Here is a 22,373-nt window from a genome sequence, read left to right on the forward strand (position 1 = left end):
AGGTAGCGGCTCGTGCTCAGTCGCGCCGCCAACCCCCCGCGGCGATAGGGGCGCAGCACCCACTGTTCGCGCCCTGCGTCGAGAAACAGGCTGCTGCCGCGCCCGGGGGCTTCGCCCATCACGCGCCCGGTGTGGCGCCAGTGGCAGGGGTCGAACAGCGATGGGCCGATTTGTGGCGCCTGCTCGGCGTCACATACACTGTCCGCATCATATAGAATGAAAACCTTTCCCGTCCGACATGTTGCCAAGTGCATGAAGCATCCTCTGCCTGCCCAACCGCGCCATATCGCCGTGCTGCGACTCTCCGCCCTCGGCGACGTGTGCAATCTGGTGCCCACCGTACGCGCCCTGCAGCGTCAGTGGCCCGACGCTCGCATCACCTGGATCATCGGCAAGGCGGAACACAGTCTACTGGCTGGCCTGTCGGGGGTCGAATTCGTCGTCTACGACAAGGCCAGCGGCCTGGCCGGCATGCGCCGGCTGTGGCGCGAACTCTCCGCCACCCGCTTCGACGTGCTGCTGCACATGCAGCAGGCGCTGCGTGCCAGCATGCTCTCGTTGGGGCTCAAGGCCAAGGTGCGGGTCGGCTATGACAAGGCGCGGGCCAAGGATGCCCAGCACTGGTTTACCCATCGCCAATTGGAGCCGCATCCGCGTGCCCACGTACTGGAGTCGTTCCTCGACTTTGCCCGCCTACTGGGCGCCGAGGACCTGTCGCTCGAATGGGACCTGCCGGTGCCGGCCGAGGCCTACGAGGAGGCCGACGCCCTGACCGGCGACGCTCCCTATCTGCTGATGAGCCCCTGCGCCAATCCGCGCCTACGCAATTTTCGCAACTGGTCGGCTGAGGGCTACGCCGCCGTCGTCGAGCATGCCTGGGCCCAGTATGGCCTGAAGACGGTGCTCACCGGCGGCGGCAGCACCGTGGAGCGGGAGATGGGCGAGCGTATCGTCGCGCTCAGCCGTCCAGAGGCGATGATCGACGCCATCGGTGCTACCTCGCTAAAGGGCCTGTTGGCGCTGATCGCCCGCGCTCGGGTGGTCATCGCCCCCGACTCCGGCCCGGTGCACATGGGCAATGCCATGGGCACGCCGGTGGTGGGGCTGTTCGCCACCACCAACCCCGACCGCGCGGCGCCTTATCGTTGGCGCGACTACGTGGTCAATCGTTATCCGGATGCGGTGCGCACCTACCTGCATCGGGAGCTCGACGAGATCAACTGGGGCCAGCGTGTCCGCCATGCCGACGCCATGACGCTGATCCGCATCGAGGATGTGATCGGCAAGCTCGATGCGCTGATGACACGGCCGAACGAACGCAAGGAAGAGGAACGACCCGATGAAGCTTGACCTTACCGCGCTGGAGCAGGCGCACGTGCTGGTGGTGGGCGACGTCATGCTCGACCGTTACTGGCAGGGCGCCACCTCGCGTATCTCGCCGGAGGCGCCGGTGCCGGTGGTACGAGTGGAGGAGTGCGAGGACCGCCCCGGTGGAGCGGCCAACGTGGCGCTCAACATCGCCTCCCTGGGCGCTCACGCTGCCCTGAGCGGCATGGTCGGCGACGACGACAACGCCCGCCGGCTGACAGAGCGCATGGACGCCGCCGGTGTCGACACCTACTTCGAGAGCAGTCCGGGGATCCCCACCATCACCAAGCTGCGCGTGATGAGCCGCAACCAGCAGTTGATCCGGCTCGACTTCGAGGACGGCCTGGAAGAACTCGATACCCGCGGGCTGCTGGCCCGCGTCGAGCAGGGGTTGCCCGACTGCGACCTGGTCATTCTCTCCGATTACGGCAAGGGGACCCTCAACCGGGTCGAGGAATTGATCGCCCTGGTGCGCAGTGCCGGCAAGCGGGTGCTGATCGACCCCAAGGGCAGCGACTTCGGCAAGTACCGCGGGGCCAGTGTGATCACGCCCAACCTGACCGAGTTCGAGGCGGTAGTCGGACGCTGCCGCAGCGACGACGAGTTGGCTGCCAAGGGCGCGGAACTTTGCGCCGAGCTGGAGCTGGAGGCGCTGCTGATCACTCGCAGCGAGAAAGGCATGACGCTGATCCGTGGTGACCATGAGCCGCTGCACCTGCCGACTCGGGCGCGCGAGGTCTTCGACGTCACCGGCGCCGGCGACACCGTGATCGGCGTGCTGGGGCTGGCACTGGCGGCCGGTCACGGTTTCCCCGAAGCCATGACGCTGGCCAATCTGGCGGCTGGCCTGGTAGTGGCCAAGCCCGGTACCGCCACGCTCTCGATCGCCGAACTCTACACCGCAGTGCACGGCGACAAGCTGGCCGAGTTCGGCGTCATCGACGAGGCACCACTGATCGAAGCGGTGCGTGCCGCCCAGCTGCGTGGCGAGCGGGTGGTGATGACCAACGGCTGCTTCGACATCCTGCACGCGGGCCACGTGGCCTATCTGGAGCACGCCCGTCAGCTTGGCGATCGGCTGGTGGTGGCGGTCAACGACGATGCCTCCATCGGCCGGCTCAAGGGCCCCAGGCGCCCGATCAACCCGCTGGCCCGGCGCATGCAGGTATTGGCTAGCCTCGGTGCGGTGGACTGGGTGGTGCCGTTCGGCGAAGACACCCCGCAGCGGCTGATCGAAGCGGTGCTGCCCGACGTGCTGGTAAAGGGCGGCGACTATCGCGTGGAGGAAATTGCCGGGGGCGATGCGGTACGCGCCGCAGGCGGTGAGGTGAAGGTGCTGGGCTTCGAGGATGGTGTGTCCACCACCGCCATGATCGCCACCATTCTCGATCGCGAAAGTTGATGACAGCGGTGTCGCGCCGCTGGCCCCGCTGGCTCTACTCGGCGGCGCTCTACCTGCTCGCGCCCCTCATCTGGTGGCGTGTCTGGCGTGAGCATGCGCTCACCAACCTGCGTCGGGAGCGGCTCGGGCTGACACCACGCCTGCCTGCCGGTGTGCCTCGGCTGTGGCTGCACTGCGCCTCGGTGGGTGAGGTGCAGGCTGCACGCCCGCTGATCGAAGCGCTGCTTGCGCGCTACCCACGCCATTGCCTGGTGGTGACCACCATGACCGCTACCGGCGCCGAGCGGGTGCAGGCGCTGATCGCGACGAGACGTGAAGCCGGCGATTCCGGGCGCCTGCGCCACTACTTCGTGCCGCTCGACTTCCCCGGTGCCGCGAACCGTTTCATCGCGCGGCTGCAGCCTTCGCTGGCCATTTTCTTCGAAACCGAGATCTGGCCCAACCTCCTGGCGGCATGTCGCCGCTTCGATGTACCCACAGCGGTGGTCAACGGTCGGCTCTCGCCGCGTGCCTTTCGTGGCTACCGCCGCCTGCGTCCGCTGATGGCGGCGGCTCTGGGCCAGCTCGACTGGCTGGCCGCGAAATCGCGTGGCGACGCCGAGCGCTTTCGCGAACTGGGCATGCCGACCACGCGCATCGACGTGGTGGGATCGCTCAAGTACGACCTGACGCCGGACGACGCGTCGAGTGAGGCGAGCAAGCGCCTGTGCACGCGCCTGGGCTCACGTCCCGTGTGGGTGGCCGGTTCCACCCACCCCGGCGAGGATCAGCTGGTGCTGGAGGCCCATGCCCGCCTGCGCCAGCACTACGCCAATGCCCTGCTGATACTGGTGCCGCGCCATCCGCAGCGCTTCGATGCGGTGGCCGAGCTCTGCCTCGAGCGCGGCATGGCACTGGCGCGTCGCTCGCTCGGCGAATGGCCCGACGGGCGCACCGCCGTCTACCTGGGCGACACCATGGGCGAGCTGCTCACGTTCTACGGCGCCGCCGATCTGGCCTTCGTCGGCGGCAGCCTGGTGCCGGTGGGAGGGCACAACCTGCTCGAACCGGCCGCCATGGGCGTACCGGTGCTGACCGGGCCCGAGCTCGCCAATTTCGCCGATATCGCCGAGACCTTGCGCCAGGGTGGCGCGCTGGTCGAAGTGGCCAGCAGTGCGGCGCTGGCCGACACCCTGGTCACCCTGTTCCTCGACGAGGCCGAGCGTCATCGGCTGGCCGAGGCCGGCCTGGCGGTGGTGGCAGCCAATCGCGGCGCCCTGGCCGGCACCCTGGATGGCCTGCACCGCCTGCTCCGGGGTAAGTGAGGACAAACCAACCTGCCGGAGCCTTCAGGCCGGTGTCAGGCGCTCCACGCCCTGCTCGGTACCCAATAACAGCACATCGGCACCGCGCGCGGCGAACAGGCCGTTAGTGACCACGCCGACGATGGCGTTGAGGCGCGCCTCCATGGCCACCGGATCATCGATCATGAACTCGAAGCAGTCGATGATCTGGTTGCCGTTGTCGGTCACCACGCCCTGGCGGTAGACCGGGTCGGCGCCCAGCTTGACCAGCTCGCGCGCCACGTAGGAGCGGGCCATGGGAATCACCTCCACCGGCAGCGGGAAGGCGCCGAGGCGCTCGACCCGCTTCGAGCCATCGGCGATGCAGATGAAGCGCTCGGCGCAGGCGGCCACGATCTTCTCCCGGGTCAGCGCCGCACCGCCGCCTTTGATCATGTGCAAGTGAGCGTTCACTTCGTCTGCGCCATCGATATAGAAAGGTACCGTCCCGACGTGGTTGAGTTCGAACACCTCGATGCCATGGCCACGCAGGCGTTCGGCGCTGGCCTCGGAGCTGGCCACGGCGCCCTTGAAATCGTGACGCAACCGAGCGAGGCGGTCGATGAACAGGTTGGCGGTGGAGCCGGTGCCGATGCCGAGAATGGTGTCGCGCTCGAGTCTTGGTTCGACCTCCGCGATGGCGGCGGCGGCCACGGCGTCCTTCAGTTCGTCCTGGGTCATGTCTTGCTCGCATCAGTAAGTGGCGGGTGCGGCGCCATTATAGGCCAGGCGAGGTCTGCTGCCGATGCCTACTCTGGACGACGAGGCGGCAGAGATGCTACCTATAGGGGTTCTCTGCAGTGCAGCAGACGCTGCCGCCCCCTGCGCCACTTTCCTCCGGGACATCAGGATGCTCGAAGCTACCGTCAAGAAGATCCTCCAGGCTCACGTCTACGAAGCCGCACGTGAAACACCCATCTCCCCGGCCCCCTTCCTGTCACGGCGCTTCAACAACCAGATTCTGATCAAGCGCGAGGACCTGCAGCCGGTCTATTCGTTCAAGATCCGCGGTGCTTACAACAAGATGGCGCAGCTCACCGAGGAGCAGAAGGCCAGGGGCGTAATCGCTGCCTCGGCCGGCAATCATGCTCAGGGGCTAGCCATGGCAGCCAGGCTGATGGGAGTCAAGGCGGTTATCGTCATGCCGCGCATCACCCCGGAGATCAAAGTACAGGCGGTGCGGGCCCGGGGCGCCAAGGTCGTGCTCAAGGGCGATGCCTTCGCGGCCGCCGCCGAGCACGCCCAGGAACTGATCGCCGAGCATGGCTATACCTACATTCCCCCCTTCGACGACATCGACGTGATCGCCGGCCAGGGCACCGTGGCCATGGAGATCCTGCGCCAGCACAGCGGGCCGCTGGACGCCATTTTCGTGCCGGTGGGGGGCGGCGGGCTGATCGCCGGCGTGGCGGCCTACGTCAAGTACCTGCGGCCCGACATCAAGGTGATCGGCGTGGAGGCCGAAGATAGCGCCTGCCTCAAGGCGGCGCTGGCCGCCGGCAGACGCGTGACGCTCGATCAGGTTGGCGTGTTCGCCGAAGGGGTGGCGGTGGCGCAGATCGGCAAGGTACCGTTCAAGATCGTGCGCGACCTGGTCGACGACGTCATCACTGTCAATGCCGACGAAATGTGCGCCGCGGTCAAGGACATCTTCGACGACACCCGGGCGGTATCGGAGACCTCGGGTGCGCTGTCGCTGGCCGGGCTCAAGAAGTACATTCAGCAGACCGGCGCCGAGGGCCAGACCCTGCTGTGCATCAACTCGGGGGCCAATACCAACTTCGATCGCCTGCAGCACATTGCCGAGCGTACCGAACTCGGCGAGCAGCGCGAGGCGATCCTGGCGGTAACCATTCCCGAGCGGCCGGGCAGCTTCAAGAAGTTCTGCCGTACGGTAGGCAAGCGCATGGTGACCGAGTTCAACTACCGCTACGCCGACCCCGAGGAGGCGCACATCTTCGTTGGCGTGCAGGTCAAGCCAGGTGGCGAGGACCGTCAGTCGATGATCGACAAGCTGCGTGAAGCCGGCTATCCGGTGGTCGATCTCACCGATAACGAGCTGGCCAAGCTGCATATTCGACATCTCGGCGGCGGTCGGCCCAAGGAGCACTTCGATGAGGAAGTCTATCGCTTCGAATTTCCTGAGCGCCCCGGCGCCTTGATGAATTTCCTCACTCACCTGCCCCAGGACTGGAACATCTCGCTGTTTCACTACCGCAACCACGGTGCCGCCTTCGGCCGCGTACTGGTCGGCATGCAGGTCCCCAATGGCGACCGCTCCCATGTCGAGGAGTATTTCGACGAGATCGGCTACCGCTACTGGAAGGAGTCGGGCAACGACGCTTACCGCCTGTTCATGGCCTGAACGTGAAAAGTTACCGTTGGTAAGCGATGACTTACGCTAAAGCCGCGAATTGGCTTGGGTTTCGTTATGTAATCATCGCTTGAACCAGTTGTCATCAACGCGTCACAGGCCCTATAGTCGGCGCTGTCGCGGGCCCTTGCGACGCTGTTCAACCACGGCAACGTCAGGAGCAGGTAATAATGAAACGTAAGCCCGATCTGGTCATGGCACTGGTGCTGGCATTCGGCATTGGTGTAGTGGTCACCGGCTATGCCCAGGCGCTGGCAGGCGGCTGAGTCGGCAGACAGTGCCATGAGCAGATGCTATCAGGACCGGTCGAAGCCAGGCTTCGGCCGGTTTTTTTGTATTCACGTTCTGCTACAGGCCGTTCTCGACGGCCGTTTGGCGAGTATTCAGGGACGAACCACCTGCGCATCACTGACGATCGCATCCAGCGGCACGTCCCAGGATGCCGTTGGCAGGCGGTCTACCCGCTGGCAATCGTGGGCCAGGCCAATCAGCGTGGGTCGAGGGCCGGGGCGGCGGGTAAAGGCCAGGCTGCGGTCGTAGAAGCCGCCGCCCATCCCCATGCGCTGGCCCAGATCATCGAAGCCCACCAACGGCAACAGAATCAGGTCCAGTGCCCAGGTCGCCAGCCGACGGGCGCGATGAGCACCATGGCGCGTTTGCGGCTCCGGTATGCCGAAGCGGTTGTGCCGCATGGGGGTACCAGGATGGTAGTGCACGAACCAAAGGCTGTTCTCGGACAGCGGCTTCAGCACGGGCAGGTAGACACGCACCCCGCGACGGGCCAGCCAGGGAATCAGCGGTCGGGGGTCGATTTCACCATCGTTGGGTAGGTAGAGCGCCACGCGTCTGGCACGACGCACCTCGGGCAATTGGCGCAGACGTCGACACAGGGCGCGGTCGGCCTGACGCCGCTGCTCTGGGCTCAGTGTTCGCCGCCGATGGCGCAGCGCCTGGCGTAGTTGGCGCCGGGAAGCGAAGTCTTCGCAGACAAGAGGGTCGTGCAGAGCGTGCATGATACGGTGGAGTTCCCCAGAGTGCCGCTGTCGTTCTGGCCCTTGAACCCTTGGTTCAAGGTGGGTGGTCGCAGCCGAACCGTCAGGCTTTCCGACGCACGGACATGCACACGGGTCCGGCTAGCAAATGACCGCCCTGGGTATTGCTCATAGGCTCGAGGGACTTCAACGACTGGCCAACACCCCAGGGAACATCTTCATCCTATCAGAGCTCACGAGCAGGTCCAATGTCATTCGGTGGAAGATATGTTACCCGGCACCGCGCCTGCCATGGCCTGCTCGAGGCGTTCGCTCAGCCGGTCGAGCTGCTGCTCCTCGCTGCGCCGGGTATCCAGCACCTCGAGCAGTTCATGGGTGATGTTCAATGCGGCCATGAGCGCCACGCGCTCGCTGCCGAGCAGGTTGTTCTGGGAATGAATGCCTTGCATGGCCCGATCGAGATAGCGGGCGGCCCGTTCCAGCTTACGCTCTTCGCCGGTGTTGCAGGCAAACACATAGTGCCGGCCTAGCAGGGTCACCTGCGCGGTAGGGCGAGTGGCGTCATCGCTCATGGAGGGCTCCGGTGTCGGCTTGTTGGCCCGATGCGTTAACATCCGTTGGAACAGGACACATCAATTCAGTCGTCCACTATAAGAGAGCCCTTCGCAGGCGGTCAACGCAGCGCGCCCTGCAGGAGGCCACTCACCGCTACTCGATGAGGGATTCCTCGCATGTCACCGATCGATGATCGTCGGGATTTTTCCACCCTGGCGGACCTTTTCCTTACCCATGGCAGCATGCAATCGCCCGCCTTTCTCGACGGCCGGTTGTGCGCCGAACTGGCGCTGCACGAACTCACCGCCGAAGCCTGGCTGGAGGAGGTCTGCCTGGGGCTTGGCGTCGAGCAGCCGCGCGACCGTGAGAGTGCCGAAGCGCTGCTGGCCTGGCGGCGCCAGACCCTGGAAGCCCTTGCCGACAGCGCTCTCAACTACGAGCCGCTACTGCCCGACGAGCTGTTCTCTCTGGCCGAGCGCGCCCGGGGCCTGCAGGAGTGGACGCTCGGCTTCCTGGAGGTCATCGCCGATGCCGGCGATGGCCCGCGTGAGAACTGGTCTGGCGCACTGCGCGAGGCCGTGGATGATCTCGCCGGGATTGCCGACATCGAGACCGACATCGATGACAGCGCCGAGAATGAGAACGACCTCTTCGCGCTGACCGAGCATGCCCGCATGGCGGCGATGCTGCTGTACACCGAACAGCACCCCGGGCAGCCGCAGGTGGAAAGCAGCGAGCCCACCCGCCACTAAGGAAACACTGCACAAATGCCTACGCGAGCGAATCACTGCGTTGCGCGGTGCCGAAGCGTCGGACCGTCGGAATCCTCACATATACCCCATATGCTCCGGTTCCTGTGCTCCGTGCGCCTTGCGCTTCATCTCGCTCGTCGATTTGTTCAGCGCTTCCCTATGACTTTCATTTCCGGAGCACGCAAGGAACCATGATGCTGTCCGATCCCCTTCCCCGCCCCGCGCCGATCGGCAACGACGAGTACCGTGCCCGTCGAGAGGCGCTGATGAAACAGCTGCCGGCGGATAGTGCCGTATTACTGCTCGGCGCCTCGCTCGTCACTCGCTCACGTGATAGCGACTACCCCTTCCGCCAGAACAGCGACTTTCACTACCTCACCGGCTTTCCCGAGCCCGATGCCCTGCTGTTGCTGCTGCCGGGACGCAGCGAAGGCGAAAGCGTGCTGTTCTGTCAGGATCGCGACCCGAGCCTGGAGGCCTGGACCGGCATCCGGCTGGGTGCCGAAGGCGCCGTGCGCGTGCACGAGGTCGATCAGGCCTTCGGGAATGCCGAGCGCGATGAGCGCCTCGAGGTGCTGCTCGACGGTCGTACCAGCCTCTATCTGATGCTCGACGACGCCAACGCCATGGCCTTGGCCGATGACGTGCGCGCACGCCTTGCCGCCCGGGTTCGTCGCGGCGCACAGCCTTCTCGGAGCTACGTCGACCTGGCCCCGCTGTTGCACGAGCAGCGCCTTATCAAGAGCGAGGCGGAGCTCGAGCTCATGCGCCACGCGGCCACGATCTCGGCCAGGGCGCACCGACGTGCCATGCGCACGGCCCGCCCCGGCCTTGCCGAATACCACCTCCAGGCTGAACTCGAGCACGAGTTTCACTGGCACGGCGCTAGCGGGCCGGCCTATGCCAGCATCGTGGGTGGCGGTGCCAACGCCTGTGTGCTGCACTACATCGAGAATAACGCGCCGTTACACGACGGCGAACTGGTGCTGATCGACGCCGGCGCCGAGTTCGATCTCTATGCCGGCGACATCACTCGCACCTTCCCGGTCGGCGGTCGCTTCGGCGATGCCCAGCGTGAAGTGTACGAGGTGGTGCTGGCGGCCCAGGAGCGTGCCGTAGCTGCCGTCAGGCCCGGCGTCACCCTGACCGAGCTGCACGAGGGCGTGGTGCGCGACCTCACCGCCGGGCTGATCCGGCTGGGCCTGCTCGCGGGCGATGTCGAGGCGCGCATCGAGGACGGGAGCTACAAGCGCTTCTACCTGCACTCGACCTCGCACTGGCTGGGACTCGACGTCCATGACGTGGGGAGCTATCGCATCGAGGGCAAGCCACGGTCGCTGGTACCGGGCATGGTGTTGACGGTGGAACCCGGCTTGTACCTCCCGACCGACGAGGACCTCCCCCAGCGGTTTCGCGGCATCGGCATTCGGATCGAGGACGATGTCGTGGTGACGGCCGAAGGACATGAGGTACTGACCGCCGAAGTGCCAAAGCGAGTGGCGGAAATCGAGGCCTTGATGGCGAAGAAATGATCAAGGAGCGAGGTGTTTATCATGAAATTACGTAATTTACGTTACGCTATGGCGGGCCGTAGCCGCGGCCCCTCCGCATGAGCGCGGAGACCGGGCGTCAGGTTGATATCGCCATCGTCGGAGGTGGCCTGGTGGGGGCCAGCCTGGCTTGTGCCCTGGCGCCGTTGATCGAGCGTCACGGCCTGACGGTTGCCGTGATCGAGACGGCTCCCATCCTCGACAGCGCCGTGGCGCCCTGGCAACCCAGCTTCGATGCCCGCTCAAGCGCCATTGCCCAGGGCTCGGCAGAGCGCTTTCGCGCCATGGGGCTGTGGTCGGCGATGGCCGAGCAGGCAGCGGCCATCCTGCGCATCCACGTCAGCGAAAGAGGCCGCCTGGGCGTTACCCGGCTCACCGCCGCCGAGCTCGACCAGACGGCGCTGGGTTACGTCATTCCCAATGCGTGGATGGGACGTGTACTGCATCGACGCCTGGCCGAGCTGCCCATCGATTGGCACTGTCCGGCCAGCGTAGAGGCGATCGTGCCCGAGGCGGAGGGATATCGACTCGCACTCTCCAATGGCTGTACGCTGCGGGCCGGCCTGACGGTGCTGGCCGACGGTGGGCGCTCGGGGCTCAAGGAGCAGTTGGGCATCGGCAGCGACTCGGCGCCATACGACCAGGTGGCGCTGATCGCCAATGTCGAGATGAGTCACCCCCACGTCGGTGTCGCCTACGAGCGCTTTACCCGGGAGGGACCGATTGCCCTGCTGCCGCTGTCGGGGCAACAGATGACGCTGATCTGGACACACTCCGCAGGGCGCGAAAAAGCTCGACTGGCGCTCGGCGATGGCGACTTCCTGGCCGAACTGCAGCGGGCCTTCGGCGATCGTGCCGGGCGTTTCCGGCGTGTTGGCAGTCGCCATGCCTATCCGTTGACGCTGGTCACCGCGCGGGAAACCATTCGCCCGGGGTTGGCGGTGCTGGGGAACGCCGCCCATTCGCTGCATCCGGTGGCCGGGCAGGGCTTCAACCTGGCGCTGCGCGGTGTGACCGATTTGGTGGCCGCGCTGGAGCGGGCGCTGGCCAGCGGCGAGTCGCTCGGTGGCATGCTGACCCTGCGCGACTTCGAGGCCAGGCGCATCGTCGACCGGCATCAGGTGGTCCGCTTCAGCGATGGTCTGGTACGCCTGTTCGGTGTCGATAATGGCCTGCTGGCGCATGCCCGCGCGGCGGGATTGGTAGGACTCAACCTGATCGGCCCGCTGCGCCGTGGGCTGGCACGCCGAGCCATGGGCCTGGAGCGCTGAGGCAACATCGAGATGACGGACCGTACAGGGCCGGCAGCGGACGGCCGAGAACGAGAGAGTGAGCAATGACGAAAACGTCGGAACAGCCGACAACGCACTTCGAGGTCATCGTGGTGGGGGGCGGCATGGTAGGTGCCGCCCTGGCAGCGCTGCTGGGCCAGGCGGGCGTCGCCGTGGCGCTGCTCGACGCGCGCCCCGAGCCGCTGGCCGCCGAAGCGGTGGGAAGAGGCCAGCCGGCCATGCGCGTCAGCGCCTTGACGCCGGTCTCACAGCGGCTGCTCGAAGGCCTCGGAGCCTGGTCCTGGATGGCGGCACGCCGGGTGACGCCCTACCGCTTCATGCAGGTATGGGACGGTGAAGGCAGCGGTGAGGTGAGCTTCTCGGCGGAGCAGGCGGGTGTGCCGCAACTCGGCCATATCGTCGAGAACGACGTGATCCTGGCGGCCCTCGAGAGAAGACTGGCTGAGTTTCCCACGGTCTCCATGCAGCTGGGCACGCGGGTAATCGGATTGCACCAGGGCGCTGCGGGGCGCGAGGTGGCGCTCGAGGATGGCCGTCGCCTGTCGGCGCCTCTGGTGGTGGCGGCCGATGGCGCACACTCACCGCTCCGCGAAAGCGCGGGTATCATGGTGGACGAGCACGATACCGGCCATGTGGCCGTGGTGACCACGGTGCGTACCGAGCGCAGTCATGGCGGCGTGGCGCGCCAGGTCTTCCTGGCAACCGGTCCGTTGGCGTTCCTGCCGCTGACGGTGGAGGGCGACGAGCGCTACTGCTCGATCGTCTGGTCGACCACCCCCGAGGAGGCCGCACGACTGACGGCGCTTGACTCCGCGGCGCTGGGCCGCGAACTTGAGACGGCCTTCGAAGCTCGGCTGGGCGCGGTGGAAGTCGTCGACCGCGCATTGGCGGTGCCACTGACCCAGCGGCATGCCGAGCATTACGTACGAGCCGGCTTCGCCTTGGTGGGCGATGCGGCGCACAGCATCCATCCGCTGGCGGGACAGGGCGTCAACCTGGGACTGATGGACGTGGCGGTGTTGGCCGAGGAGCTGCTCGTTGCACGCCGTCGCGGTATAGCGCTGGGTGAGCCGCGCATGCTGGAGCGTTATGCGCGCCGTCGCCGTGGCGACAACGCCGCGATGCTGGCGCTGATGGATGGCTTCCGCCTGTTGTTCGGTACCCGCCATCCGGCGCTGACCCTGCTGCGTAACCTGGGACTTTCCGGCGTCGACCGGCTCACGCCGGTCAAGCGGGCGATCATGCAGCAGGCGATCGGCCAGCGCGGAACGCTGCCGACCTCCTGCCGCTGAGCCAGGAAGTCGCCCCTCTACCTACCCCCTAGCGTTCGCGCCGTTCGAGGACGTTGAGCGCCTTGAGCAGGTTGAGCGCCTCGCCGAGCTGATAGTCCTCGCGCAGCCGGGTAGACGTCTCGCTGGAGGTGCGCGGCTCGCTGCTCGAACGCAGATGGCCTTCCAGGTCGGCCTCGCGCAGCTGATGGCTACCCTCGGTCACTTCGATGCGGCCGCGTACCACGGTGACGTCGGGCTCGATGCCGAGCGCCTGGATCGAGCGCCCGTTGGGCGTGTAGTAGAGCGCGGTGGTCAGCTTCAGCCCTTCGCCGTTGCCCAGCGGCAGGACCTGCTGCACCGAGCCCTTGCCGAAGCTCTCGGTGCCCATGATCACACCGCGGCGCTGATCCTGCAGCGCACCGGCGACGATTTCCGCCGCCGAGGCGCTGCCGCCGTTGATCAGCACTACCAGCGGCACGTCGGGGGCGGCCGTCTCGCGACTGGCGGAGAAACGCATCTCGGTATCCGGCAGGCGCCCTTCGGTATAGACCACCAATCCGCTCTCGAGGAAGGCGTCGGCCACGGCCACGGCAGATTGCAATACGCCACCGGGGTTGTTGCGCAGGTCGAGAATCAGCCCCTGGAGCGGTTCGTCGCGTTCCATGCGTCGAATCGCGTTGTTGACCTGATCGCCGGTGCGATTCTGGAACTGGCTGACGCGCAGGTAGCCATAGCCCGGCTCCAGGATCTCGCTGCGCACGCTCTCGGTGCGGATAACCTCGCGGGTCAGGGTGACCTCGATGGGGGCGTCCTCGCCGCTGCGCTGAAGGGTCAGCTGGATCTCGCTGCCTGCCTCGCCGCGCATCAGGGTGACCGCCTCCTGCAGCGAGAGCCGCTCGGTAGGCGTGTCGTCGATTGCCAGGATGACGTCGCGCGCCTGTACTCCGGCCCGTGACGCCGGGGTATCGTCGATCGGCGTGATGACGGTCAGGCGGCCCTCCTCCAGGCCCACCTCGATGCCGATACCGCCGAATTCACCCTCGGTGGACTCCCGCAGGCTCTGGAACTCTTCGCTGTCGAGATAGGCGGAGTGAGGGTCGAGCTCGCTGAGCATGCCGCGCATGGCATTGCGCAGCAGGGTGCTGTCGTCGACCTCCTCCACGTAGGCCCGCTTGATGCGCTCGAACACCTCGGCGAAAGTCTGGATATCCTCCAGCGGAAGCTCATCCGCAGGCAGCTCGTTCTGGGCATTGACCAAGGGTACGGCGAGCGGCAGGGCCAGCAGCGCCATCGGCAGCAGCGCCGCCAGCAGGCGTCGTGGTGCGGGCAGTAGGCGGGCAAGGCGTGAAGGCATGCGAACTCCGCTGTTTCGAGGCGAGGCTGTCCAGCATATCCCGTGGTCCGGGGCTTGTGAAATCTCTCTCGTCATCTTCGTGCGATCCAGGACTGGGGGTCGATGGGGTCGCCGTTGCGGCGAACTTCGAAGTAGAGCGCCGGCGTGGTATGGCCACCACTGTTGCCTACCGTGCCGACCGTGTCGCCGCGCGAGACGGGTTGGCCGACCTCGACGCTGTAGTGCTGAAGGTGAGCATAGAGGGTCATGATGTTGTCGCCATGATCGAGGATCAACAGGTTGCCGAAGCCGCGCATCCAGTCGGCAAACACCACGCGCCCGGCATGCACTGCGGCGACAGGCGTACCCTCCCGTGCCTCGATCAGGATGCCATTGTGGTGTACGCCGTCGTCGCGACGGAAGCTCGAGGCGACGTTGCCCTGCACCGGCCAGGGCAGGTCGCCCTGGGTGCGTTCGATGGCCGTCGAGGGGGGCGGTCGTTCCAGCCGGGCGAGCTCCTCGCGCACGCGTTCGAGCACCTGCTCCGCTTCGCTGCGATCGCGATCGAGGCGCTCCAGGCGCGACTGCTCATCGCTGTAGCGCGAGTCCAGCTCCGCCAGCAGGCGCTCGCGCTCGGCCACGCGCTCGGTCAACTCACCGCTGCGCTCGGCCAATTCCTCGGCCAGGCTATCCAGCCGCTCGCCGCGGACCTGCTGTTCGCGGCGATTCTCGGCCAGCTCGGCGTCGAGCCGGGCGATTTCGTCGAGCCGCTCGTTGCGTGCCCGGGCCAGGCGATTGAGATAGGTCTGTAGCCGGTCGAGACGGGCCGGGTCGTCCTGATTGAGCAGCAGTTTCAGCTGTGGCGTGAGGCCCAGGCGGTAGAGTGCATCCAGCTGAACGTTGAGCGCCTCGACCTGTTCGGCGCGCTCGTCCTGCAGCGCGTCACGGGCGGACTCGAGCGCGTCGATCTCGTCGGCGAGGCGGCGACGGTCGGCCTGGATGGCGTCCAGCCGGCGGTGAGTCTCGGCCAGGGCGGTCTCCACCTCGCGCAGCTCACGGGAGGCCGCGTCCTGGGCCTGACGCGTCTGGCCCAGGCGCTGGTTGACCGCCTGGATCTCGCTGCCGATGGCGTCGAGGCGCTCGCGAGCTTCCCGTTCGCTGGGCTGGGCACTGGCCAGGTTCGACAACATGGCCAGGGCCACCAGCACGGCCCCCAGGGCGTGATACTGACGGGCTCGCGTCATGGCAGGCAGGGCTTTTGCTCGATCATGCCGGCTCGATCAGCACCCGTCCGCTCATCTCCTCGGGAATCGGCTGGTCCATCATGGTCAGCAGCGTCGGCGCGATGTCGCACAGACGGCCGTCGTCGAGCAGCCTGATGGATTGCGGGCCGACATAGATCAGCGGCACCTCGAAGGTGGTGTGGGCGGTCTGGGTCACGCCGGTGTCGGGATTGACCATCTGCTCAGCGTTACCGTGGTCGGCGGTGATCAGGCAGGCGCCGTCGGCGCGCTCGATCGCTTCCACTACACGGCCGACACAGGCATCCACCGTCTCGATCGCCTTGACCGCGGCGTCGAAGTCGCCGGTGTGGCCGACCATGTCGCCGTTGGCGTAGTTGCACACGATCAGGTCGTAGCGGCCGGAATCGATCGCCTCTACCAGGCGGTCGGTCACTTCCTCGGCGCTCATTTCCGGCTTCTCGTCATAGGTCTTGACGTCTTGCGGCGAGGGGACCAGCACGCGGGTTTCGCCCTCGAACTCGGCTTCACGCCCCCCGGAGAAGAAGAAGGTGACGTGGGCGTACTTCTCGGTTTCGGCGATGCGCAGCTGGGTCAGGCCGCGGCTTTCCATCACCTCGCCCAGGGTATTGTGCAGGTCGGCCGGGGGGAAGGCGGCCGGGGCGGGAATGTCGGCGGCGTACTGGGTCAGCGTGACCAGGCTGCCGCCGGCCAGCGCCGGGCGTACGCGGCGCGGAAAGCCGCTGAAATCGCTCTCGACGAAGGCGCGGGTGAGTTCACGGGCGCGGTCGGCACGGAAGTTCATGAAGATCGCGGCGTCGCCGTCGGCGATGGTCGCCGGGCCTTCGCCATCGCGGATGACGGTGGCGGAGACGAACTCGTCGTTCTCGCCGCGCTCGTAGGCGGCGCGCAGGCCCTGTTCGGCGCTGGAGGCCTCGAATTCGCCGACGCCTTCGGTGAGCAGCCGATAGGCCTTTTCGACGCGATCCCAGCGGTTGTCGCGATCCATGGCGAAGTAGCGGCCAATGATCGAGGCGACGAAGCCGTTGTCGGCGCCGACCAGCTCGGCGAGCCGGGCGTTGGTGCGCTCGATGGAGGCCAGCGCGCTGCGCGGCGCCGTATCGCGGCCGTCGAGGAAGCCGTGCACGTAGATGCGCTGGGCGCCGCGGCGGGTGGCCAGCTCGGCCATGGCCAGGATGTGGTCCTCGTGGCTATGCACGCCGCCCGGCGAGAGCAGGCCCAGCAAATGCACGGCACGACCTGCGGTCACGGCCGCATCGATGGCGTCGGTCAGCGCGGCGATGATGTCGAGGTCACCGTCCTCGATCGCCTTGGTGATCCGAGTGAGTTCCTGATACACCACCCGGCCCGCGCCCAGGTTCATGTGGCCGACCTCGGAGTTGCCCATCTGCCCTTCGGGCAGGCCCACGTACTTGCCATCGGTGTGCAGCAGCGCATGGGGGCGCTCCTGCCACAGGCGGTCCATGTTCGGGGTGCGCGCGGCGGCCACGGCATTGTCGGTGGGGTCGGGGTTGTGGCCGTATCCATCGAGAATGATCAGGGCGACGGGGCGTGGGGCGGTCTGGGTCGTCATGGGGATATGGGCCTCTTGAGCGTGATGGGCGCGACGGCGGGCCGTCCGGGAGGCTGTCCGCGCCTGCCTGGCCTGCTGCAAAGACGCGGCGGCGGGCTCCTGCGTCGATTCCGGGCAGCTCGAAACAGGCACCTGGACGACGGGGGTCGCGACTTGAGTCGGCTTGCGGCATCATAACGCACGGTCAGGCGAGCGTCATGGTCCCGACTCATCGCCGGCGGGTCATGCCGCGGGGTGTTGCCGCATGGTGTATACTCTCGCCTTTCGGGTGCCCTACCCTACCGTTATCCTCGCTATTTTCGAAACAAGAGTGTGCCGGATCCATGATCGATCAGCTGTTCGAATTCGTGCAGAACCACCCGCTTCTGGTGGGCGCTTTCCTCGTGGTGTTGACCGCCTGGATCGCCTACGAGGTCCGCAACAGTGCTGCCAGCGGGGTATCCTCCAGTCAGGCCACCCAGCTGATCAACCGCGAGGATGCGGTGATCGTGGATACCCGCGAGGCGGGCGATTTCAAGGCCGGCCACATCGCCGGCGCGCGCAACATTCCCCAGAGCCGCATCGATGAACGCATGGGGGAACTCGAGAAGTTCAAGGACAAGCCGATCGTCGTGGTCTGCAAGAGCGGCCAGGCATCCGGCATCACCGTGGCCAAGTTGGCCAAGGCCGGCTTCTCGCGGGTCCACAAGCTCAAGGGCGGCATGATGCAGTGGCAGGCCGACGGCCTGCCGGTGGTCAAGAAATAGCCAATACACAAGACGCAAGCACGCAATAAGGAACCTTTCCCATGGCCGAAGAGAACAGCCAGAACGCTGCCGGCGGCAACCAGGCCGCGGCGGACCAGCAGAACAAGCAGCAACTTCAGTTCGCCGTTCAGCGCATCTACGTCAAGGATATCTCCTTCGAGGCACCGAACTCGCCGGCGGTCTTCCAGCAGCCGTTCAAGCCCAAGGTCAGCCTCGACCTGAACACTAGCAGCAGCAAGGTCGGCGAGGATCTCTACGAGGTCACGATCAAGGTGACCGCCCAGGTTCGCCACAGCGAGGAGGGCACTACCTCCTTCCTGGCCGAGATCGAGCAGGCCGGCCTGTTCCGCATCAGCGGCATCGAGGGCGCGCAGCTCGAACACACGCTGGGCGCCTTCTGCCCCAACGTGCTGTTCCCCTATGCCCGCGAGTGCGTCGACAACTTGGTCAACCGCGGTGGCTTCCCGCCCCTGATGCTGGCGCCGGTCAACTTCGAGGCGATCTACGCCCAGAAGAAGAAGCGCGAGGCCGAACAGGCCCAGCAGCAGGGCGAGCAGACCACTCAGTAAGGCCTCGCTGCGTGTCAGGCCCGCGTATCCACGTCGCCGCCGACTTCACCGTCGGCGGCGACGTCGTTCTACCCGAGGGCCCCGCGCGCCATGTGGCGCGCGTGCTGCGCCTGGGCGAAGGCGCGCCCGTGCGGCTCTTCGACGGCGCCGGCCACGAGGCCCGGGCAGTAATCGTCGAGGCGAGCCGTAAGCGGGTGGTGGCACGCATCGATGCCATCGAGGCGGGCCGTGGCGAATCGCCGCTGGCGGTGCACCTGGGCCAGGCGATCTCCAAGGGCGACCGCATGGACTACGCCATTCAGAAGGCCGTCGAGCTCGGTGTTGCCGCCATCACGCCGCTCTACACCGAGCACGGCGACGTGCGACTCAAGGGCGAGCGCGAGGCGAAGAAGCTCGCCCACTGGCAAGCCGTGGCCGCCAGCGCCTGCGAGCAGTGCGGGCGCGCGGTCGTGCCCCCGGTACACTCGCCCTTACCCCTGGCCGAATGGCTGTCCCAGCGCAGCGAGGCGCTGCGCCTGGTGCTGCACCCCGGCACGGCGGGGGCCCTGGAACAGGGAGACAAACCCGCCACCGCGGCTTTGCTGATCGGACCCGAAGGGGGGCTCTCCGACAGCGAAGTCGCGGCCGCCCGCCAGGCCGGCTTTGCTCCCCTCTCCCTCGGCCTGCGAATTCTGCGCACCGAGACCGCCCCCGTGGTGGCGCTGTCGCTGCTGCAGTATCGCTTCGGCGATCTGGGCTGAACGCCAAACCGATCGCCGCAGCATTCGGCAAGGCTAATTTTCGTTCCCTCTAGACTTTCGTCTACTTTTCCATGCGCCGCCTTGCAGGCGTGGAAGCCGTTCATTAACTTGTGTGTTGTATGATGTATGACAAGTTGTAGCGGTCATCCTGACAGTGCATCGGCCGAAGAGGGTCCTTGGCCAGTGGTGCGTGCCAATCCAAGAGGAAGCGTTCGTGAAATTTTCCAGAGCAGCAGTGGTAGATGCCGTGGGGGATGGGCTGTTGTCGTTCCCCATTACCGACTTCGACAGCGCAGGCCGTTTCGATGCGGAGAGCTATCGTCGCCGCCTGGAGTGGTTCGTCAGCCACGACATCTCCGCCGTCTTCGTGGCCGGCGGCACGGGTGAGTTCTTCAATCTCTCGCTCGACGAGTATCGCGAAGTGGTTCGCATCGCCGTCGAGACCGTGGACGGCAAGCTGCCTGTGATCGCCAGCGCCGGGCTTAGCGTGGAGAGCGGCAAGGCCTTCGCCAGAGCGGCCGAGGAGGCCGGCGCTGACGGCATCCTGCTGATGCCGCCCTACCTGACCGAGTGCCCGCAGAAGGGGCTCGTCGAGTATGCCCGCCGGATCTGCGACGCCACCGAGCTCAACGTCATCTATTACAACCGCGGCAACGGCATTCTCAACGCCGATTCCGTCCAGGCGCTGGCGGACCAGTGCCCGAATCTGATCGGCTTGAAGGACGGCAAGGGCGATATCCAGCTGCTCAACAAGATCGTCAAGACGGTGGGTGATCGCCTGGTCTATGTGGGCGGCGTACCCACCGCGGAGATCTTCGCCGAGGCCTACCTCTCCATCGGGGTGAACACCTATTCCTCGGCCGTGTTCAATTTCGTGCCGGACATGGCGGTCAAGTTCTACAAGGAACTGCGCAAGGGCAATCGTGAGGCGGTGAAGCAAATCACCAACGACTTCTTCATTCCCTTCGTCGATCTCAGGGACAGAAAAGCGGGGTATGCCGTCAGCCTGATCAAGGCGGGTGCCGAGATCATCGGACGCCCGGCCGGCAGCGTCCGGGCGCCGCTGACCATGCCCACTACCGAGGAACGCCAGCAGCTCGCGACGCTGGTAGAGAAGGCCAGGCAACTATAAACCAACAACGAAGCTGATGAGGTGAACGCATGCCAGTATCCAAGAAGACTATCGTAGGCCTGGGGTCGGCCGTCCTGATGACGTCGTTGACCTACGGGATCGGCGCGGCCCAGGCCCAGGAGGGCCAGCTGCGGGGCAACGTACGGGTCGTGATCGGCTCCACCTCGACCGGTGGCGACACCTACCAGAACTCGAGCATCGTGGTGGACCAGCTGGCCGAGAAGCTCGATATCAACATGAAGGTCGACGCCGTGGGCGCTAGTTCGGCGTTCCGTACCCTGGACCGCGATGCCCGCGGCAACACGCTGATGATCTTCCACGATCAGTCCTATCTGGGCCATCTGTATGGCGTGGAGGGCTATGCCGACATCTTCGAGAAGTACACCATCGGGCCGACCGTCGCCATCAACCCGGGCAATGCCTACCTGGTGCCCAAGGATTCGCCCTACGAGACCCTCGACGACATCATCGCGGCGGTGGGCGAGGGTGAGACCGTGCGCGTGGCGATCCAGCCGGGCGGTGTCTCCGAGATCGGCTTCAGTGCTCTGAAGAATGCCATCGCCATCGAGCATCCGGGGCAGGAAGACAATCTGGTGGCGGTCAATACCGGCTCCCAGTCGGACAAGAACCAGTTGCTCTTCGATGATCAGGTCGATCTGATCAACGGCTCCGTGCAGGCCAACGAACAGTACACCCGCCTGCCGGAAGACGATCAGAAGGCCATGCGCTTCGTCTGGCTGACGGCCCGCCAGGAGACCATCCAGCAGGCGCCGGAGGAGGGGCTCGGTCAGACCACCCGCGAGCAGCTGCTGGAATTCGTCGAGCCCAACGTGCACGTGACCATGGGCGACGACGAGACCTTCACCTTCGATAAGGAGTTCTTCTTCCTTTACAACAAGGAGATGGATCCGGGCATCGTCGAGCAGATCGATGAGGCGCTCGCCGAGATCTTCGAGGAGGGCGAGATCCAGGAAATCCAGAAGAGCGCCTTCTTCATCCCCAACTTCAGGCCGTCGGGCGAAGCGTCGGAGTACCTGGAAGAGAAGCGGTCTCGCTACGAGGAAATCATCGAAAACATCCAGTAAATCAATGCCAGGGTGCCGGCGGATTCGCTGTCGGCACCCGGCCCGGACAACGCAACGCCAGAACGACGATAGGCAGGTCGACCTGTCTCTAACGGAGCGGCTATGGAATCAGGTCTGTCAGATCTGCTCAGTGTCTCGATCGATTTCGAGACCTCTCATCTGTTCTTCCCGACCCTGATCACCTGGATCATGGCAGTACTGTTCGTCCTGGTGGTCGTGACCCAGGTCGTCCCTTTCCTGGCTGCTGTCAGGCGCGGTGAGCGCGCGTTGCCCATCCTGGGCGAGTCCATGGATGGCCTGCGTTTCTTCGGTACGCTCGCGCTGATAGTGGCCTATTTCCACCTGATGACGGTGGTGGGGGACATGTTCCCTTATACGGGTTACGGGTTTCTGTTCGTCTCGATACCTTTCGTCTTTCTCATGTCGCTTCTGTATCTGCATGAGTGGACCAGGAAAGCACTGGTCATCGTGACACTCAATGCCTTCGCTGCGCCCAGCCTGGCTTGGCTCATCCTGGCCAAGCTGTTCCAGATCACCCTGCCGTGACCGAAGCGAGTGCCACCATGGAAATCCTTTCCCTTCTCGATGTGACCTTCTTCCTCCTGACCGCGCTGGGCGCCCTGGTCGGGATCGTGTTCGGTGCCATTCCCGGCATGACCGCCACCATGGCGGTGGCGGTGTGCCTGCCGCTGACCTATGCGCTGGGCCTGAACCATGGCCTGGCACTGTTGCTCGGCCTGTACGTGGGCGGCATCTCGGGCGGCATGGTACCGGCAGTGCTGCTTAACATTCCCGGCACCCCCTCGTCGATCACCACGACGTTCGATGGCTATCCCATGGCGCGCAGGGGTGAGGGGGAGCGGGCCCTGAAGATCAGCGTGGTCGCTTCCCTGGTGGGCGGCTTGATCAGTGCCGCCGTGCTGTTCCTGTTCGCTCCGCTGCTGGCCGACTTCTCCATCAAGTTCTCCTATATCGAGAAGTTCCTGATCATCCTGCTGGCCCTGACGGTCATCGCCTCCGAATCGGCCAACAACGCGCTGACCGGCGGAGCCCTG

Annotated in this window: 21 protein-coding genes and 1 other RNA gene; 15 read left to right on the plus strand and 7 right to left on the minus strand. The window is 65.7% G+C overall.

What is annotated here, in order from left to right:
- The first annotated feature begins 252 nt into the window (after positions 1-252).
- The 3 genes from HBJ55_RS08520 to waaA are packed head-to-tail and all read left to right on the plus strand — an operon-like array spanning position 253 to position 4,074.
- Positions 253-1,350, plus strand: coding sequence for a glycosyltransferase family 9 protein (locus HBJ55_RS08520; RefSeq protein WP_167113045.1), 1,098 nt, complete (start codon positions 253-255; stop codon positions 1,348-1,350).
- Positions 1,340-2,770, plus strand: a complete 1,431-nt coding sequence (hldE, locus tag HBJ55_RS08525) for a bifunctional D-glycero-beta-D-manno-heptose-7-phosphate kinase/D-glycero-beta-D-manno-heptose 1-phosphate adenylyltransferase HldE (RefSeq protein WP_167113046.1) — start codon at positions 1,340-1,342, stop codon at positions 2,768-2,770. Before HBJ55_RS08520 ends, hldE begins: the two co-directional genes overlap by 11 nt.
- Positions 2,770-4,074 (plus strand): lipid IV(A) 3-deoxy-D-manno-octulosonic acid transferase, encoded by a 1,305-nt coding sequence (gene waaA, locus HBJ55_RS08530; RefSeq protein ID WP_167113049.1) that lies wholly within the window; start codon positions 2,770-2,772, stop codon positions 4,072-4,074. The genes hldE and waaA overlap by 1 nt, the downstream gene beginning before the upstream one ends.
- A gap of 24 nt (positions 4,075-4,098) precedes the next feature.
- On the opposite strand, the gene rpiA is transcribed toward waaA, so the two are convergent.
- The gene (rpiA, locus tag HBJ55_RS08535) at positions 4,099-4,773 is read right to left on the minus strand and encodes a ribose-5-phosphate isomerase RpiA (RefSeq protein WP_167113051.1); all 675 of its coding nucleotides are present in this window, start codon (positions 4,771-4,773) and stop codon (positions 4,099-4,101) included.
- 94 nt (positions 4,774-4,867) lie between these two features.
- Here rpiA and ilvA point away from each other — a divergent pair, with 94 nt between their 5' ends.
- Positions 4,868-6,457, plus strand: coding sequence for a threonine ammonia-lyase, biosynthetic (gene ilvA / locus HBJ55_RS08540; RefSeq protein WP_167113086.1), 1,590 nt, complete (start codon positions 4,868-4,870; stop codon positions 6,455-6,457).
- Between the two features lie 392 nt (positions 6,458-6,849).
- On the opposite strand, the gene HBJ55_RS08545 is transcribed toward ilvA, so the two are convergent.
- The 3 genes from HBJ55_RS08545 to HBJ55_RS08555 all read right to left on the minus strand — a co-directional run bounded on the left by HBJ55_RS08545 (position 6,850) and on the right by HBJ55_RS08555 (position 8,030).
- Positions 6,850-7,479: a 5-formyltetrahydrofolate cyclo-ligase gene (locus tag HBJ55_RS08545; protein ID WP_167113053.1), complete on the minus strand. Its 630-nt coding sequence runs from the start codon at positions 7,477-7,479 to the stop codon at positions 6,850-6,852.
- Positions 7,480-7,488: 9 nt separating this feature from the next.
- A non-coding RNA gene (gene ssrS, locus HBJ55_RS08550) (6S RNA) lies at positions 7,489-7,673 on the minus strand.
- A gap of 36 nt (positions 7,674-7,709) precedes the next feature.
- Complete coding sequence (locus HBJ55_RS08555) at positions 7,710-8,030, minus strand: cell division protein ZapA (RefSeq protein ID WP_167113055.1); 321 nt, start codon at positions 8,028-8,030, stop codon at positions 7,710-7,712.
- A gap of 159 nt (positions 8,031-8,189) precedes the next feature.
- Between HBJ55_RS08555 and HBJ55_RS08560 the strand changes: the two genes are divergently transcribed.
- The 4 genes from HBJ55_RS08560 to HBJ55_RS08575 all read left to right on the plus strand — a co-directional run bounded on the left by HBJ55_RS08560 (position 8,190) and on the right by HBJ55_RS08575 (position 12,899).
- Positions 8,190-8,765 (plus strand): UPF0149 family protein, encoded by a 576-nt coding sequence (locus HBJ55_RS08560; protein ID WP_167113057.1) that lies wholly within the window; start codon positions 8,190-8,192, stop codon positions 8,763-8,765.
- A 194-nt stretch (positions 8,766-8,959) separates the two neighbouring features.
- Positions 8,960-10,297, plus strand: coding sequence for a Xaa-Pro aminopeptidase (gene pepP, locus HBJ55_RS08565; RefSeq protein ID WP_167113059.1), 1,338 nt, complete (start codon positions 8,960-8,962; stop codon positions 10,295-10,297).
- 77 nt (positions 10,298-10,374) lie between these two features.
- Complete coding sequence (gene ubiH / locus HBJ55_RS08570) at positions 10,375-11,586, plus strand: 2-octaprenyl-6-methoxyphenyl hydroxylase (protein ID WP_167113061.1); 1,212 nt, start codon at positions 10,375-10,377, stop codon at positions 11,584-11,586.
- A 65-nt stretch (positions 11,587-11,651) separates the two neighbouring features.
- Positions 11,652-12,899, plus strand: coding sequence for a UbiH/UbiF/VisC/COQ6 family ubiquinone biosynthesis hydroxylase (locus HBJ55_RS08575; RefSeq protein WP_167113063.1), 1,248 nt, complete (start codon positions 11,652-11,654; stop codon positions 12,897-12,899).
- A gap of 28 nt (positions 12,900-12,927) precedes the next feature.
- On the opposite strand, the gene HBJ55_RS08580 is transcribed toward HBJ55_RS08575, so the two are convergent.
- From HBJ55_RS08580 to gpmI, 3 genes are all read right to left on the minus strand, one after another.
- Complete coding sequence (locus tag HBJ55_RS08580) at positions 12,928-14,232, minus strand: S41 family peptidase (RefSeq protein ID WP_167113065.1); 1,305 nt, start codon at positions 14,230-14,232, stop codon at positions 12,928-12,930.
- Positions 14,233-14,303: 71 nt separating this feature from the next.
- A complete protein-coding gene (locus HBJ55_RS08585; protein WP_167113067.1) occupies positions 14,304-15,455 on the minus strand; it encodes a murein hydrolase activator EnvC family protein in 1,152 nt (383 codons plus the stop codon).
- A 22-nt stretch (positions 15,456-15,477) separates the two neighbouring features.
- A complete protein-coding gene (gene gpmI, locus HBJ55_RS08590; RefSeq protein ID WP_167113070.1) occupies positions 15,478-17,046 on the minus strand; it encodes a 2,3-bisphosphoglycerate-independent phosphoglycerate mutase in 1,569 nt (522 codons plus the stop codon).
- Positions 17,047-17,369: 323 nt separating this feature from the next.
- Here gpmI and HBJ55_RS08595 point away from each other — a divergent pair, with 323 nt between their 5' ends.
- The 7 genes from HBJ55_RS08595 to HBJ55_RS08625 all read left to right on the plus strand — a co-directional run.
- Complete coding sequence (locus HBJ55_RS08595) at positions 17,370-17,792, plus strand: rhodanese-like domain-containing protein (RefSeq protein WP_167113072.1); 423 nt, start codon at positions 17,370-17,372, stop codon at positions 17,790-17,792.
- A 41-nt stretch (positions 17,793-17,833) separates the two neighbouring features.
- Positions 17,834-18,361, plus strand: coding sequence for a protein-export chaperone SecB (secB, locus tag HBJ55_RS08600; protein ID WP_167113074.1), 528 nt, complete (start codon positions 17,834-17,836; stop codon positions 18,359-18,361).
- Positions 18,362-18,372: 11 nt separating this feature from the next.
- Positions 18,373-19,101, plus strand: coding sequence for a 16S rRNA (uracil(1498)-N(3))-methyltransferase (locus tag HBJ55_RS08605; RefSeq protein WP_167113076.1), 729 nt, complete (start codon positions 18,373-18,375; stop codon positions 19,099-19,101).
- Between the two features lie 214 nt (positions 19,102-19,315).
- Entirely contained in the window at positions 19,316-20,233 is a 918-nt protein-coding gene (gene kdgD, locus HBJ55_RS08610) for a 5-dehydro-4-deoxyglucarate dehydratase (protein WP_167113078.1), read from the plus strand.
- A gap of 29 nt (positions 20,234-20,262) precedes the next feature.
- Positions 20,263-21,318: a type 2 periplasmic-binding domain-containing protein gene (locus HBJ55_RS08615; RefSeq protein ID WP_167113080.1), complete on the plus strand. Its 1,056-nt coding sequence runs from the start codon at positions 20,263-20,265 to the stop codon at positions 21,316-21,318.
- A gap of 102 nt (positions 21,319-21,420) precedes the next feature.
- Positions 21,421-21,864: a tripartite tricarboxylate transporter gene (locus HBJ55_RS08620; RefSeq protein WP_167113082.1), complete on the plus strand. Its 444-nt coding sequence runs from the start codon at positions 21,421-21,423 to the stop codon at positions 21,862-21,864.
- Positions 21,865-21,881: 17 nt separating this feature from the next.
- The coding region (locus tag HBJ55_RS08625) for a tripartite tricarboxylate transporter permease (protein ID WP_167113084.1) at positions 21,882-22,373 on the plus strand (492 nt) is incomplete at its 3' end.

This window comes from Billgrantia bachuensis, from assembly GCF_011742165.1.
In the GTDB taxonomy this organism is placed as follows: domain Bacteria; phylum Pseudomonadota; class Gammaproteobacteria; order Pseudomonadales; family Halomonadaceae; genus Halomonas; species Halomonas bachuensis.